The following is a 16,716-nucleotide window of genomic DNA, read 5'->3' on the forward strand; positions in this document are numbered from 1 at the left end:
AGCCCCTCACTTCCATTCCATTACACATTGTAATGGATGTTCATTTTGACGTGCGTACTCTCTAACTTGTACTACTTTCATTTCAGCGACTTCATAACTATAAATTCCGCACTCTCCTACCCCATTCTGATGAACATTTAACATGATATGCGTTGCTTCTTCGAAACTTTTTTTAAAAAATTTTTTCAAAACAAAAACAACAAAATCCATAGGTGTGTAATCATCATTGAGTAAAAGAATACGATATAGCTTAGGCTTTTGAAGTTTTAAGCTAATTTTGGGCATTATAACAGCATCATGCCTGCTTTCATCCCAATTGTTGCCCTTTTCATTGTGCATAATATGCGCTATGGGATTTATTATTAGCTTCTGTACCATTATCGTTTCCTGTGTAGCATGTTTTTTATTAACCTTAAGTTATTTCATAACTATTGCAATGCCTCTTTGTGTAAAGAAGAAAACTTCCTACTACGATTAGATTTAAGCCAAATATGAACCCTCACAAAATAATTTCTGTAAACAAATTAGTAATATCATTCGTCTAAATTGCATTAACAAGCTGCAAAAGATAGGGAGCTTTACAGAAGAGTTTCAGAGTAAATGGTGAAATAGGATAGTGCAAGTGTATATTAACTGCAAAAAAATTGTATGTTGCTACAAAAAGATAGCAATTGCTTTTGTTGTTTTAGTTTTTTCTTACTCTTGGGCATCAGCTACTCCTCAAGGTGCCTATCCTGATAAGTATGCTGCTATAGTTATAGATGCAAATACAGGAAAAACTTTATTTCAAGCCAATGCAACGCTGAAACGTTATCCTGCTTCTTTAACAAAAATGATGACGCTGTACATACTCTTTGAGGCAATGCATATGCGTCGTGTGACACCAAATACACCAATCCCCATCTCACATTATGCATCAACGCGTCCACCAACAAAAATCGGATTTAAAGCAGGCCAAACAATTTCTGCAGAAGCAGCGGCTAAAGCGCTCATTACAAAATCAGCAAATGATGTTGCTACTGCTATTGCAGAATATCTCGGCGGAAATGAAAAGAAATTTGCTCGAATGATGACAGCTAAAGCCCGCAAACTTGGCATGATACATACGAATTTCGCAAATGCTTCAGGACTCCCCGATACGCGCAATTATTCTACGGCACGTGATATGGCCACTTTATCATTAGCTCTACGCAAACATTTTCCAAAACAATATAACTTGTTCAAAATAAAAAGTTTTACTTTCCGTGGACATACAATTAACAGCCACAATAAACTTATCAAAATAATGAAGGGCGTTGATGGAATTAAAACAGGCTATACACAAATGTCAGGTTCTAATTTAGCAACTTCCATGCGTCTTGAGGGACGCTCTATCGTTGCTGTCGTTATGGGAGGCAAATCGTCTACCGCACGTGATGAGCATATGGCTAGCTTATTAAACCAGTATTTGCCAAAAGCAAGCCGGATGAAAAGCGATGGAGATTTTATGGCTTCTTTACACTATAACTTACCCACTGGCGCAAGGACCCCTATACCGATTTTAAAAACTGAACCAACCAATTTTGATGATGAAATTTCTACTATGTTAACAGCGTTTGTAGAACAACCGAGAAATTCCAATATGGCAATAGCCGCTGTAAACCAAGCAATTATACCAATTCCTAACCCTCAAAAAGCAATACCTATTGATACTCATCAAATTGTTACGGCCTCTTTGTCCACAGGCGCTGGATGGGCCATCCAAATTGGTTCTCTACCCAATAAAGAACAAGCAAAAACTCTGCTTTTAAAAGCAAAAAACACAGCTTATTCTGCATTAAAGAACGCATCTTCACATATGCAACTGTTTGAAAAAAATGGACGTCGTTATTACCGTGCGCGGTTTACAGGCTTTCAATCAAAAAAAGCTGCATTCGATGCCTGTTCTACGTTAAAGAAAGCAAATTTTAACTGCTATACTGTAGTTTACTAAAAGTTTTTGAATTTTGCGTTAAGGATAGTATCATGACACATAATGCTCTTGCTTCACCCCCTGAAAAAGAAAAATTATTGAAGCAATCATTTTTCCTCTCGTTGCGCTCTCTTCACGATGCTGCGACAAAACTTGCTGGTTTAAAATATACCCCAGCTACATTAGACACACAATCTCTTGTCAACCTTCTCATTTGCCAAACAACGCGAAATCGTCGTCTTACAATGCCTCCTGTACGCATTCATTTACGCGTTGCCAGCCAAACCGGTAATGTACCTATTAAAATCCACCTAGGTGCAACCAATGTCTAATTCTATAGGTAATTTTCGTAAGAATTATTTTGTTAATAAGGTATTTTCTTGCTTACAATCTTTAAAATCCTTTAAAAGACGTACTTCTTTCTTCAATATATAAAAATTGCGCTTGTAAATTTCTGTCCAATTTTCAGATTAGATCTTCCATAAAACCACTCCTTAAAGTGCTCAGAAAATAGTAAATGCTTACTTACTTTTGGATTTTATACCCCAAATTATCCTTTATATTTTTTCATAAGAAAGAAGTGAATCCCATTGAATGCAAGCTTTTTAAATTGGTTAGCCACTATCACAACAACTCAATGAAAGAAACTTTTCAATAACATATAAGCCCTTCCAAGCAACATAAACGTTACAAAATTACCTAAATCGTTTTTTTAAACTCGTGTTCTTTTCAAAATACAAAACAACTTTAAAATACAACTCTTTACAGTTCTGCAGCTCCACTTATCACCACCACTCAAGAATTGCTATAATAACAAACAACCACTTCCCTCTCTATACTCATGTTTATACACTCAAAGGCCAATACCACAGTTATATTTACCAACGTTCACGTAGTCATTACTACTTTTGCACTCACACAATTTGTTGCATCCATACCAAGCCATCTTTTGCACTACTATTGAATGGATTCTGCTGTTTTTTACTCACAGTGAATGAAACGGGAATATATTCTGATATCAAATGGTTTGATATGATATGGAAAATTATGATTTATACTTCAATATCAATTTCTTTAACTCTTATTCAATACATCGTAATAAATATAGTTTATCGTTTTACCACTTGAATGAGAGCCTAAAATACAGAAATATTCTCTCATTCTTAATCCGTCTTAAAATGAATCAATAAAAATTGTTTATTAAGAAAAGACTAAACATACCTCTTTATGAGGCATTTTAGTACAAGAACAGTTGGTAATATTGGCAGCTAACAAATATAATGAAGGCACCTGCTTGTACCTTCATAAACGATAAACAACGTGTAAAGAATTTATCAGATTAAATACCGTTGCACACATCAGCAAGATATTGCATTAACTGCGAGTCCGGCTTTGCTTGTTTCTTTATAGCGTTCACTCATATCATGTCCTGTCTGACGCATTGTTTCTATACAAGCATCAAGAGAAACAAAATGATCCCCATTACCATGCAACGCAAGAGAAGAAGCTGTCACCGCCTTAACAGCCCCCATCGCATTGCGCTCAATACAAGGAACCTGCACAAGGCCTGCAACGGGATCACACGTCATTCCCAAATGATGCTCAAGCGCAATCTCAGCAGCATTTTCAATTTGAGCGGGTGTACCACCTAATGCCGCCGTCAATCCTGCTGCTGCCATTGAAGATGCCGTCCCAACTTCACCCTGACAACCAACTTCTGCACCAGAAATAGATGCATTGTGTTTAATGACACCACCAATGGCTGCAGCTGTCAGCAAAAAATTATGTATCCCCTCTCGATCTGAACCATCATTAAATTGAAGATAATAGCGCAAAACTGCAGGTACAACACCAGCAGCTCCATTCGTAGGTGCTGTAACAACACGACCACCAGCAGCATTTTCCTCATTTACTGCTATAGCATATACAGAAAGCCAATCATTTGCCCAAAGTGGATGATTGCGATTTCTCCTTCGATTTTCCAAAAGCTTATCATGCAGCTTTTTAGCACGTCTTGGAACATGCAATCCACCTGGCAACTCACCTTCTTTTGAAAGACCTCTATCAATACAATTTGTCATAGCTGAAAAAATTTCATCGAGCCCTGTATCAAGAGCAGAGCGCTCCATCTTCGTCTCTTCATTTAGACGCTTCATTTCAGCAATTGAAAGTCCTGACTTTTCTGCCATTGATAACATTTTACGTGCCGAATCAAAGGGATATGGCACTTCATCAAGTGTTTCTTGTTGTATATTACCATTCATATGGCTTAATTCATCCTCAGTCACAACAAAACCACCGCCGATAGAATAATAAATCTGTCGCAAAAGAACATTTCCATCAGCATCAATCCCTTCAAACGCAAGCCCATTAGCATGCCCAGGTAGGACTCTCTTTCGTTCAAAAATAAGATCATCTTGCAAATCAAACTGGTAAGCGGGATGGCCTTTTGGTTGCACTTTTTTTTCACGTGTAACCTTTTCTAACAAGAATCCCATAGAATCAAGATCAACCGTAGAAGCTTTTTCTCCCAAAAGCCCTAATATAATAGCTCTATCCGTAGCATGACCAATTCCTGTGAAAGCCAATGAACCATAAAGATAAACACGTATACGAGAAACCTCAGCACTAGAAGACTGAGAAAAATCTCGTATAAGAATTTCCTGCAAAAACATATTAGCTGCCGTCATCGGCCCCATTGTGTGTGAGCTAGAAGGACCAATACCAATTTTAAAAAGTTCAAAAACAGACAAAAACACTCAATCACCTTAAAACTACATACGGTGGCTTGAGTATACAATCTTTTATCACACTTGTCTCATTTAAAATCAAATTGTGAGATAAGCTAAAAAAATGACAGCAATAAACACGAAGGTTGCTCGTCTTGCTACCAACCAACACTTTCTTTCTATAGCGCTTTCCATAACCGACCTTTAAAACTGACAATGATCTCCTCTCACTGTCTTGATGTGTTAGCGTAGTAAAATAAGTGTTAATATGCAATATTAAAATTCAATAAAAATGAAAAACTCTCCCTGAAATACTTTTCATAATGTCTCAAGCTCTAAAATTTTATACTCAATAATATAAAATATTCCATGGATATAATTAAACAAAACGTACAAAGTTCTCAATTGCTTCGCGTTCAGTCTCAAAATTATTTTCTGGAGCATTCATATCGCGATAGCCAAGTGCCATACCACAGATAATGTGCCGATCAAAAGGCACAGATAAAAGTGTACGAATTTGTTTATGATAATCAGCAAAAGCAGCTTGAGGGCACGTATCTAATCCAAACCCACGTGCTGCTAACATAATGGTCTGCATAAACATGCCCAAATCAAGCCAGCTTCCCATTTCCATATCGTGATCCATTGTAAACAAAAGTCCGACAGGTGCACCAAAAAATGAAAAATTCCGCGCTCTCTGTTGAAGCATTTTTTCCTGCTCATCTTTTTGAATTCCAAGGCTCTTATAAAGATCCAAACCAATTTTTCGGCGCCTTGAAAGATAAGGTTCACGCCATTGACGTGGATAATAATGAACTTCACGCTCTCCTTTTACACCAGAAAGTACAAGTTGTGAAAGTTCTTGTCCTACTTGCTGCAATACATTCCCTGTAAGAACAATTACTTGCCACGGTTGGAGATTTGTTCCAGATGGTGCACGTGATGCAAATTTTAAAATTTCTTTGATCGTTTCCTGTGAAACTTCCTGATTAGTAAAAGCTCGAATCGACTTACGTGACAGAATAGATTGGAAAATATCAATAGGAGAACCCTCTGTCATTGTTTTTACTTTCTCTTTTGAACAGTGAATTTAAACATCGTTGTTTGCTCACTTAAAGCCAAGCTATTGAAACACCTTCGCAATCCTTTTCATTCAACCTATTCCTCCCGAATAGCTTACACATTTAATGCTCTATTAATGACTGCCAGCAGAGAACAATACAGCTGATCTCTTTTAAAGGAAAAGAAACGATCAAAAATGAATGCAATAAACTTTAAAATCAACGATTTACTCCCAATTCGGCTAAACTTTCAAAAAAAGTTTCCTCAATGCGTTCTAAATCATGTAAAAGATCATCAATATCACGTTGCATCTGCTTTAAATCTGCCCGTTTTTTATTAATCCCTGCAATTAGTTCTTTAAGCTTTTTCTCATCATCAGGTGGCTTTCCAATCATAGTCAACATATCAGATATTTCAGACAAAGAAAATTTAACTCTTTTCGCACGTAATATTTGTTTTAATTTATGACGATCCGTTTGCGTATAAAGCCGCATGCCCCCACGCCGAAAGGGTACAAGAAGACCTTCTTCTTCATAATAACGCAAAGTCCGAGCAGTTATTGAAAATTCGCGTGTCAACTCACCAATTGAATAATATCCGTACATTTTATCATTCTGTTTTCATAGATCACACTGTTATCAGAAATATGTCTATTTTTATAAAATTTTAGTTAGCATTTTATCCTCTTCTTTCCTGAAAATTTAAATAAAGAAATACAAAGTTTACTCGTCATACAAGCATTCTTTATAGAAGATATCAATCCCAAGAAATTCTGAAAATATTCAAAACAAGTGGTTCCCTTGTTTTCAGATAATATACCCTTTCCCCTCAACACACGACGGACTATTATTCTATGCACTTTTTTACTTTGAATATTTTGGAAATAAACTTTTTATCTGACGCAGACATAAAAAGCTCTATAAACGAAGTGGCCGAAAAGATGAATATCATTATAAGCAAACACAATAAACTACCAAGGATGCTCGAAACGGAAATCGTCTTACCCTTTATAGGCATATTTTTCAGAAAAACATGCAACTTCTGCATTTTAAGAACTAAAAAGCGCCCGAATTCTACCTTCGGGCGCTCTTATACTACTTTTTTAGCATGCATCCAAATTATTCAGCAACTGCTTCAGTTGTCATATTTATCAACATAGCCTTAGCCATCTCGTTATTGCTAGACTTGCGTCGCTCATCTACAATCAAATCATCACGAACTGCAGCAATCCGGCGGATTTGAGCAATAGTACCACCTGTACCCGCAGGAATAAGACGACCGACAATAACATTTTCCTTAAGTCCTTGCAAAGTATCAATTTTACCAGAAACTGCTGCCTCGGTAAGAACCCTTGTTGTTTCCTGAAATGATGCCGCCGAAATAAATGATGGCGTTTGAAGAGATGCTTTTGTAATCCCAAGAAGAATAGGAGTACCAGATGCAGGTCTCTTTCCTTCTGCAATCAAATTATCATTGATTTCATCAAGTTCGATACGATCAACATTATCACCTGGAATATAACCAGAATCTCCAGATTCAGTAATTTCAACTTTTTGCAACATTTGGCGAACAATCACTTCGATGTGCTTGTCATTAATGAGAACACCCTGCAAACGATAAACTTCTTGAATTTCATTAACAAGGTAAGATGCTAAAGCTTCAACACCCTTAATCGCCAAGATATCATGAGGAGCCGGATTACCATCAAGGATATAATCTCCTTTTTCAATCTGGTCGCCTTCTTGGAAGTGAAATAACTTACCCTTTGGAATCAAATACTCTACCGCTTCAAGAGTCTCATCATTTGGTTCGATAATAATACGACGCTTATTCTTATAACCACGACCAAATCGAATTGTACCACTGACTTCAGCAATGATAGCGTGATCCTTCGGACGCCGTGCTTCAAAAAGCTCAGCCACACGTGGTAGTCCACCTGTAATATCTTTTGTCTTAGCACTCTCCATTGGCAAGCGCGCAATAACATCGCCGGCCTTAACATGAGAACCAGGCTCAACAGAAAGAATGGTTTCCACTGACATCATGTAACGGGCTTCACCTCCCTTATACAATTTGGCAATAGTTTCACCTTTTTTATCTGCGTGGATGATAATAGCTGGTTTTAAATCAGCTCCACGCGGATTAGCACGCCAATCAATCACCAACCGCTTCGTAATTCCTGTAGATTCATCAGCTGTCTCAGTAACTGATAAACCATCTATCATATCTTCAAAGCCTACATAGCCCTCAACTTCAGTTAAAACTGGACGTGTATAGGGATCCCATTCTGCTATACGTTGACCACATTTAACTACATCACCATCATCAACAAAAATATGCGCACCATAGCTAACACGATGCACTACGCGTTCTTTTCCAGACTCATCTTTGATAAGAATAGCCACATTACGCCCCATAACCACCAAATGACCTTCAGAATTGCGAACCACATTGCGATTACGAATCTCCACTATACCTTCATAAGATGCTTCTAAATGAGATGAATCAACAACCTGTGCCGTTCCTCCTAAGTGGAAAGTACGCATAGTAAGCTGTGTCCCTGGTTCACCAATGGACTGAGCGGCAATAACTCCAACTGCCTCACCTTGATTAACCGGTGTTCCACGTGCCAAATCACGACCATAGCATTTAGCACAAACACCAAGGCGCGTTTCACATGTCAAGGCAGAACGGATTTGAACAGACTGAATTCCAGCTTCTTCAATCTTAGCAACATCAGCCTCTTCAATCATCGCACCACCTTCAAGGATAACTTCCCCAGAAATTGGATGCAAAATATCAACAAGCGCTGTACGACCAAGAATTCTCTGCCCAAGAGATGCAACTATTTGCCCTGCATCAACAATTGGCTGCATAGTAAGCCCCTTTGCAGTACCGCAATCAACTGCTGAAATAATAGCATCCTGCGCAACGTCAACAAGACGCCGTGTTAGATAACCAGAGTTGGCTGTTTTTAGCGCAGTATCAGCAAGACCTTTACGTGCTCCATGGGTTGAGTTGAAGTACTCGTTAACGGTTAGCCCTTCCTTAAAGTTTGAAATAATTGGCGTTTCAATAATTTCACCCGATGGCTTTGCCATTAATCCACGCATACCAGCCAACTGCTTCATCTGGTTAGCAGAACCGCGTGCACCAGAATGCGACATCATGTAGATCGAGTTCATTGGTCGTTGACGACCCGTTTTGGGATCAAATTCAACAGCCTGAATACGTTTCATCATTTCATCCGCAACGCGATCCGTACATTTACCCCAAGCATCTACGACCTTGTTATATTTTTCACCTTGCGTAATCAGACCATCATTATATTGCTGTTCATATTCTTTAGCCAAAGCTTCGGTTTCTGTAACAAAACGCGATTTACTATCGGGGATAACCATATCGTCCTTGCCGAACGAAATTCCTGCACGACAAGCATATGAAAAACCAAGTTGCATAATACGATCACAGAAAATAACTGTCTCTTTTTGCCCACAATGCCGATAAACCTGATCAATCATTTTAGAAATATTCTTTTTTGTCATTTCTTGATTGACAATATCAAATGAGATATTTGGATTTTTCGGCAAAAGTTCCCCGATAATCAAACGACCTGGTGTTGTATCATAAAGTTTAGTAACACAGTTCCCATTGTTACCCATATTTTTAACACGGCCTTTTATCTTCGTATGAAGAGTTATAACCTTATTTTCCAAGGCGTGGTGGAGTTCACCTATATCGGAAAAAGCCATTCCTTCACCCGGCTCTTTTTCAGAAACAATTGAAAGATAGTAAAGACCAAGAACCATATCTTGTGATGGAACAATAATTGGCGCACCATTGGCTGGATGAAGAATATTATTAGTCGACATCATCAAAACACGAGCTTCAAGCTGTGCTTCAAGAGAAAGTGGAACGTGAACAGCCATTTGATCACCATCAAAATCCGCATTAAAAGCAGTACACACCAATGGATGAAGCTGTATGGCTTTGCCTTCAATCAGTATAGGCTCAAAAGCCTGAATTCCCAAACGGTGCAATGTCGGCGCACGATTAAGCAAAACAGGATGTTCACGGATAACTTCATCCAAGATATCCCAAACTTCTGGATGCTCTTTTTCAACGAGCTTCTTTGCCTGTTTTACAGTTGACGAATACCCCTTCGCATCAAGCCGTGCATAAATAAATGGTTTAAATAATTCAAGAGCCATTTTTTTGGGAAGACCACATTGATGCAATTTTAACTCAGGACCTGTCACAATAACAGAACGCCCAGAGTAATCAACACGCTTTCCAAGTAAGTTTTGACGGAAACGTCCTTGTTTGCCTTTTAGCATATCTGAAAGAGATTTGAGCGGACGCTTATTTGCTCCAGTAATTACACGCCCACGCCGACCATTATCAAATAATGCATCAACAGCTTCCTGCACCATACGTTTCTCATTGCGCACAATAATTCCAGGAGCACGCAATTCAATCAGCCGTTTCAAGCGGTTATTACGATTTATAACACGTCGATAAAGATCGTTTAGATCCGATGTTGCAAAACGCCCACCATCGAGTGGAACCAATGGGCGTAAATCTGGTGGAATAACTGGAATCGTCTTCATAATCATCCATTCTGGTTTATTGCCAGATTCAAGGAAATTTTCGACGATTTTAAGCCGTTTAATTAGTTTTTTCTGTTTTAATTCTGAAGTCGTTTCAGCTAATTCGATGCGCAAATCATTCGCAATTTTCTCCAACTCCATGCTAGCTAGAAGCTCGTAAATAGCCTCAGCACCGATCATGGCTGTAAATTGATCTTCTCCAAATTCATCAATAGCAAGCATATATTCTTCTTCCGAAAGAAGCTGATGAAGCTTAAGAGATGTCAATCCTGGTTCCGTTACAATGTAATTCTCAAAATAAAGAACCCGCTCAATATCTTTTAAAGTTAAATCTAAAAGTGTGGAAATGCGACCTGGTAACGATTTAAGAAACCAAATATGCGCAACGGGCGCCGCAAGCTCAATATGCCCCATACGCTCACGACGTACGCGCGAAAGAGTAACCTCTACACCACATTTTTCACAGATAATACCCTTATATTTCATGCGTTTATATTTACCGCATAAACATTCATAGTCCTTAATAGGGCCAAATATACGTGCACAAAAAAGACCATCCCGTTCTGGCTTAAAAGTCCGATAATTAATAGTCTCAGGCTTCTTGATCTCACCGTATGACCAAGACAAAATCTTCTCAGGACTCGCAATGGAAATACGAATAGAGTCAAATGTCTGCGCTGGCGCTTGAGGATTGAAAAGATTCATGACCTCGTGGTTCATGCCGTTCTCCTTCAAAGATTCTTAGAACCTATTGTAATATCTCTTTAACTTTATCACAGATCTTAATTTAAAATCTATTTCTACTTTTTAAACCGTCTGCGCTATCTTAATAGAAGTTTCTTTATTTAGCCTTTCAAGACAATAAGAGCACACTCTTTTCAATGCGCGCTCCTTGAATTATTGTTCTGCTGTATCAGATAACCCACGTTGTGCAATAAGCTCGCGTGCATCATCAAGCTCCACATTAAGAGCTAGTGAACGCATTTCTTTTACCAAAACATTAAAGCTTTCTGGTATACCTGCCTCAAATGTATCATCACCGCGCACGATTGCCTCGTAGACTTTTGTTCGACCAGCCACATCATCCGATTTCACTGTCAGCATCTCTTGTAAAGTGTATGCAGCACCATAAGCTTCAAGTGCCCAAACCTCCATTTCACCAAAACGCTGACCACCAAATTGTGCCTTACCACCTAATGGCTGCTGGGTCACAAGCGAATATGGTCCAATCGAACGTGCATGAATCTTATCATCAACAAGGTGATGCAATTTCAACATGTAAATATAGCCCACGGTTACTGGACGATCAAAAGGCTCTCCAGTACGACCATCATAAAGCGTAACCTGTCCCGAGCTATCTAAGTCTGCATCTTCCAACATCATGTTGATATCAGATTCATGCGCTCCATCAAAAACAGGCGTTGCAATTGAAACACCTTTCCTCATCTGCAGTGCCAATTTGTAAAGACTTTCATTATCATACTGACGTACTGGTTCATTATGATTATTATCAGGCATAAGATTCTCAATGCGCTGACGCAAAGGAAGTATGTCCCCCGTCTCTTGATATAATTCTACCAAATCGCCAATTTTCTTGCCCATACCAGCACATGCCCAACCAAGATGTGTCTCAAGAATTTGTCCAACATTCATACGACTAGGCACACCAAGCGGATTCAATACGATATCAGCATGGGTTCCATCTTCAAGAAATGGCATATCCTCTACTGGAAGAATACGTGATACAACCCCTTTATTACCATGACGTCCCGCCATTTTATCGCCTGGTTGGATTTTGCGTTTCACAGCAACAAAAACCTTTACCATCTTCATGACACCAGGAGGCATTTCATCACCTCTTTGGACTTTCTCAACTTTATCCATAAAGCGACGTTGTAATGCTTCTTTTGATTCATCATATTGCTTGCGCAAAGCCTCAATTTCACTCTGAAGCTTCTCATCTTCAACAGCAAATTGCCACCATTGTGAGCGCGGATAATGACCCATTATCGCATTGTCAAGCTTCTTGCTGTTCGAAAAGCCTTTCGGACCTTCTATAGCAACTTTACCTGTTAACATATCGGCAAGACGCGCATAAACGTTGCGATCAAGAATCGATTGTTCATCATCACGATCTTTAGCTAAACGCTCAATTTCCTCACGTTCAATTGCCATCGCACGTTCATCTTTTTCCACACCGTGACGATTAAAAACACGAACCTCAACAACAGTCCCAAAAGTTCCAGGAGGCATTCGCATAGAAGTATCACGAACATCTGAAGCCTTTTCCCCAAAAATTGCACGTAGAAGCTTCTCTTCCGGCGTCATGGGACTTTCACCTTTTGGTGTAATCTTTCCGACCAAAATATCACCAGGTTGAACTTCAGCACCAATATAGATAATACCAGCCTCATCAAGATTCCTTAACGCTTCTTCTGCAACGTTAGGAATATCTCGCGTAATTTCTTCAGGTCCAAGTTTTGTATCACGTGCTGCAACTTCAAATTCCTCAATATGAATCGAAGTAAAAACATCATCGGCAACAATGCGCTCGGATAACAAAATGGAATCTTCGTAATTGTACCCATTCCAAGGCATAAAAGCTACAAGAACATTCCGGCCAAGCGCTAAATCACCAAGATCCGTAGACGGACCATCTGCAATAATATCACCCTTCTCTATTCGATCCCCGACATGCACAAGAGGACGCTGATTAATACAAGTAGACTGATTAGAACGCTGAAACTTCTGTAAACGGTAAATATCAACACCAGACTTTGAAGGATCTAAATCTTCTGTTGCACGGATAACAATACGGGTTGCATCCACTTGATCAACAATACCACCACGCTTTGCACTAACCGCTGCACCTGAATCGCGGGCAACAATTGATTCCATTCCTGTACCAACAAATGGCGCTTCAGCGCGTACAAGCGGAACGGCCTGACGCTGCATGTTCGATCCCATCAATGCACGATTCGCATCATCATTTTCCAAAAATGGAATAAGAGCTGCAGCTACCGAAACCAACTGTTTTGGTGAGACATCCATCAAATCCACATGATCGCGCGGCGCCATCAAAACTTCACCCGCATGACGACAAACAACAAATTCTTCTGTAAAGCGCCCTTCAGAATCCAGTGAAGAATTGGCTTGAGCTACATAATGCTTTGATTCCTCCATAGCAGACAGATAAATAACTTCTGTTGTCACTTTACCATCAATAATTCTGCGATATGGACTTTCAATAAAACCGTACTTGTTAACCCGCGCAAAGGTTGCTAAGGAATTAATCAGACCAATATTAGGACCTTCCGGCGTTTCAATCGGACAAATACGACCATAATGGGTAGGATGTACGTCACGAACTTCAAAACCCGCACGTTCACGAGTCAAACCACCCGGACCAAGAGCAGAAAGACGGCGCTTATGGGTAATCTCTGATAATGGATTGGTTTGATCCATAAATTGCGACAATTGCGAAGATCCAAAAAATTCACGAACCGCCGCAGCAGCAGGCTTTGCGTTTATCAAATCCTGTGGCATAACTGTGTCAATTTCAACCGATGACATACGCTCTTTTATCGCACGCTCCATACGAAGTAAACCAATGCGATACTGATTTTCCATCAGTTCCCCAACTGAACGAACACGACGATTACCAAGATTATCAATATCATCAATTTCACCACGACCATCACGCAGCTCAACTAACATCTTAACAACAGCAAGAATATCTTCTTGACGCAAAACGCGAACCGTATCCGGACAATCAAGATCCATGCGTAAATTCATCTTAACACGCCCAACAGCTGAAAGATCATAGCGTTCTGGATCAAAAAATAACGAATGGAACATAGCTTCTGCTGTATCCATTGTTGGTGGCTCCCCCGGACGCATTACACGATAAATATCAAACAATGCATCTTGCCGACTTTCATTTTTATCTGCTTTTAAAGTGTTGCGGATATATGCCCCAATATTCATGTGGTCAATATCAAGGATATTAATTTGATCCGCATTAACGTCAAATAAAATCTTTAATATTTTTTCGTCAATTTCATCACCAGCTTCAAGGTAAATCTCACCTGTCTGGTAATTAACTATATCTTCCGCTAAATAACATCCCAACAGATCATCTTCACTGACCTTAACCGCCTTGAGACCTTTTTCTGCCAAAGACTTTGCAATACGAACCGTTATCTTTTTACCAGCCTCAGCAACAACTTCACCACTGTCTGCATCTATAAGGTCAGAAACGAGCTTCATCCCTTTAAAGCGATCAACAGAATAAGGAATACGCCATCCATCCCCATCTCGCTCATAAGTAACTTTATTATAAAACGTCGATAAAATATCTGATGCATCCATACCTAATGCCATCAAAAGACTCGTAACAGGAATCTTGCGTCGCCGATCAATACGGGCATAAATGATGTCCTTAGCATCAAACTCAATATCGAGCCAAGAGCCACGGTAAGGAATAACACGAGCAGCAAAAAGAAACTTTCCCGATGAATGCGACTTTCCTTTATCATGATCAAAAAAGACACCAGGAGAACGATGCATCTGTGAAACAATAACACGCTCCGTACCATTAATGATAAAGGTACCATTCGTCGTCATTAAAGGCATGTCGCCCATATAAACGCCCTGCTCTTTAATGTCTTTGATATCCTTTGAGCCAGTATCCTCATCAACATCAAAAACAATTAAACGTAATATCACCTTTAATGGTGCAGCATAAGTCAAATCACGCTGACGGCATTCTTCAACATCAAATTTTGGTAAATCAAATTCATAACCAACAAACTCGAGCATAGCTGTACCGGAAAAATCCGAAATAGGAAATACCGATTTAAAAACAGCCTGCAAACCTTCATCTGGTCGTCCACCTTTCGGTTCCTCAACCATGAGAAACTGATCGTATGACGCTTTTTGAACCTCAATAAGATTCGGCATCTCTGCTACTTCAGGAATCTTACCAAAAAATTTGCGTACGCGCTTACGACCATTGAATTGAGACATCATCGCTAGGGTCTGAGCCATCGTCGCTCCTTGATCTTTACTCTCCAAGGTAGACTAAACCTTGAAAGCTTTATGTCATTAACCTGCACATGCAGACCAGTTCACTTGATACCCAATAATGAGCACCATCAATTTGCCCCACAAACTCAAACCACCTATTCACTTGGCTCTACGATGAGGGGACTAAGAACAAACCCCATACCCATTACAGTTACTGGACTGTTTGGAAAAGGTTTTCATTGATCCTCTCCCTCCTTTTCAGGAGACAGAAAATCGGCGAACATAAATGTCCGCCGATAAAATAAAATTTACTTAAGTTCAACTTTAGCACCAGCAGCTTCAAGTTGAGACTTAATTTTTTCTGCTTCGTCTTTAGAAGCTCCCTCTTTAATAGGTTTAGGCGCCCCTTCAACCAGATCTTTAGCTTCTTTAAGACCAAGCCCAGTAAGAGCACGAACTTCCTTAATGACATTAATTTTTTGCGCACCACCTTCAACAAGAATAACATCAAATTCTGTTTTTTCTTCAGCAGCTGGAGCAGCAGCACCAGCGACAGCAGCTACAGCTACAGGAGCAGCAGCCGAAACTCCCCATTTTTCTTCAAGCAACTTAGAAAGCTCAGCGGCTTCCAAAAGGGTGAGGTTAGAAAGGTCTTCTACGATCTTCGCTAGATCAGCCATTTTTAAATTCCTTCAATTAAAAGATTTGAACCATTATTTAACTTATTCAAAAAAACAGAAAAGCAACAAAGCTCTTCCATAAACGTGAATACAAAACAGCCTTAAGCCGCCTTATCCTCCTGAGCATATGCTCCAATGACACGTGCAACCTGACCAGCAGGTGCATTAACAATCTGTGCGATACGGGTCGCAGGAGTAGAAACCATACCCACGAGTTTTGCCCGCAACTCATTCAGTGAAGGCAATGAAGCCAATGACTTCACAGCATCTACACTCAAACTTGTTGCACCCATTGAACCGCCAAGGATGACAAATTTGTCATTGCTTTTCGCAAAATCAACAGCAACTTTCGGTGCTGTAATTGGATCTTCTGAATAAGCAATAAGTGTTTGTCCGGTAAACAAATCCACTATCGATTCAGATTCCGTGCCCTGAAGAGCGATTTTAGCAAGACGGTTTTTGGCGACTTTAACGGCTCCACCAGCTTCACCCATTTTCGAACGAAGATCGTTCATCTGTGAAACTGTCAGACCGGAATAATGTGCAACAACAACAGAACCAGACTTTCGAAAAGCCTCGTTAAGCCATGTAACAAATTCGCGTTTCTCCGCTCTATTCACTGTCTCTCTCCATTTAACAGATTTGCTTAAAACAAA

General features: G+C 39.6%; 10 protein-coding genes. 2 read left to right on the forward strand and 8 right to left on the reverse strand.

Annotation, left to right across the window (positions count from 1 at the left end; genetic code table 11):
• Positions 1 to 6 precede the first annotated feature (6 nt).
• Positions 7 to 378 carry an ATP-dependent Clp protease adapter ClpS gene (gene clpS / locus LBE40_RS03980; RefSeq protein ID WP_004860134.1) on the reverse strand — a complete coding sequence of 124 codons (372 nt, stop codon included), beginning with the start codon at positions 376 to 378 and terminating at the stop codon, positions 7 to 9.
• A gap of 244 nt (positions 379 to 622) precedes the next feature.
• Between clpS and LBE40_RS03985 the strand changes: the two genes are divergently transcribed.
• Together LBE40_RS03985 and LBE40_RS03990 are read left to right on the forward strand one after the other, a co-directional pair.
• Positions 623 to 1,972 (forward strand): D-alanyl-D-alanine carboxypeptidase, encoded by a 1,350-nt coding sequence (locus LBE40_RS03985; protein ID WP_004860136.1) that lies wholly within the window; start codon positions 623 to 625, stop codon positions 1,970 to 1,972.
• Positions 1,973 to 2,004: 32 nt separating this feature from the next.
• Positions 2,005 to 2,283, forward strand: coding sequence for a hypothetical protein (locus LBE40_RS03990; RefSeq protein ID WP_004860138.1), 279 nt, complete (start codon positions 2,005 to 2,007; stop codon positions 2,281 to 2,283).
• Between the two features lie 1,026 nt (positions 2,284 to 3,309).
• Here the strand turns inward: LBE40_RS03990 and LBE40_RS03995 are convergent.
• The 7 genes from LBE40_RS03995 to rplJ form a co-directional block, all read right to left on the reverse strand.
• A complete protein-coding gene (locus tag LBE40_RS03995; protein WP_004860140.1) occupies positions 3,310 to 4,710 on the reverse strand; it encodes an L-serine ammonia-lyase in 1,401 nt (466 codons plus the stop codon).
• 349 nt (positions 4,711 to 5,059) lie between these two features.
• A complete protein-coding gene (locus LBE40_RS04000; RefSeq protein WP_004860142.1) occupies positions 5,060 to 5,740 on the reverse strand; it encodes a nitroreductase in 681 nt (226 codons plus the stop codon).
• Positions 5,741 to 5,960: 220 nt separating this feature from the next.
• Entirely contained in the window at positions 5,961 to 6,347 is a 387-nt protein-coding gene (locus LBE40_RS04005) for a MerR family transcriptional regulator (protein WP_004860143.1), read from the reverse strand.
• A 513-nt stretch (positions 6,348 to 6,860) separates the two neighbouring features.
• Entirely contained in the window at positions 6,861 to 11,072 is a 4,212-nt protein-coding gene (gene rpoC, locus LBE40_RS04010) for a DNA-directed RNA polymerase subunit beta' (protein WP_004860146.1), read from the reverse strand.
• Between the two features lie 177 nt (positions 11,073 to 11,249).
• Positions 11,250 to 15,401, reverse strand: a complete 4,152-nt coding sequence (rpoB, locus tag LBE40_RS04015; protein WP_004860148.1) for a DNA-directed RNA polymerase subunit beta — start codon at positions 15,399 to 15,401, stop codon at positions 11,250 to 11,252.
• A gap of 287 nt (positions 15,402 to 15,688) precedes the next feature.
• Positions 15,689 to 16,060 (reverse strand): 50S ribosomal protein L7/L12, encoded by a 372-nt coding sequence (rplL, locus tag LBE40_RS04020; protein ID WP_004860149.1) that lies wholly within the window; start codon positions 16,058 to 16,060, stop codon positions 15,689 to 15,691.
• Positions 16,061 to 16,161: 101 nt separating this feature from the next.
• Positions 16,162 to 16,680 carry a 50S ribosomal protein L10 gene (gene rplJ, locus LBE40_RS04025; protein ID WP_040297009.1) on the reverse strand — a complete coding sequence of 173 codons (519 nt, stop codon included), beginning with the start codon at positions 16,678 to 16,680 and terminating at the stop codon, positions 16,162 to 16,164.
• Positions 16,681 to 16,716 lie beyond the last annotated feature (36 nt).

The sequence above is a fragment of the Bartonella taylorii genome (genome assembly GCF_023920105.1).
Lineage (GTDB): Bacteria > Pseudomonadota > Alphaproteobacteria > Rhizobiales > Rhizobiaceae > Bartonella > Bartonella taylorii.

Bases quoted from the DNA above. Each gene is read 5' to 3' on its own strand.
- rplL (WP_004860149.1), bottom strand. From the start codon at position 16,060: ATGGCTGATCTAGCGAAGATCGTAGAAGACCTTTCTAACCTCACCCTT.
- clpS (WP_004860134.1), bottom strand. From the start codon at position 378: ATGGTACAGAAGCTAATAATAAATCCCATAGCGCATATTATGCACAAT.
- LBE40_RS04005 (WP_004860143.1), bottom strand. From the start codon at position 6,347: ATGTACGGATATTATTCAATTGGTGAGTTGACACGCGAATTTTCAATA.
- LBE40_RS03990 (WP_004860138.1), top strand. From the start codon at position 2,005: ATGACACATAATGCTCTTGCTTCACCCCCTGAAAAAGAAAAATTATTG.
- rpoC (WP_004860146.1), bottom strand. From the start codon at position 11,072: ATGAACCACGAGGTCATGAATCTTTTCAATCCTCAAGCGCCAGCGCAG.
- LBE40_RS04000 (WP_004860142.1), bottom strand. From the start codon at position 5,740: ATGACAGAGGGTTCTCCTATTGATATTTTCCAATCTATTCTGTCACGT.
- rpoB (WP_004860148.1), bottom strand. From the start codon at position 15,401: ATGGCTCAGACCCTAGCGATGATGTCTCAATTCAATGGTCGTAAGCGC.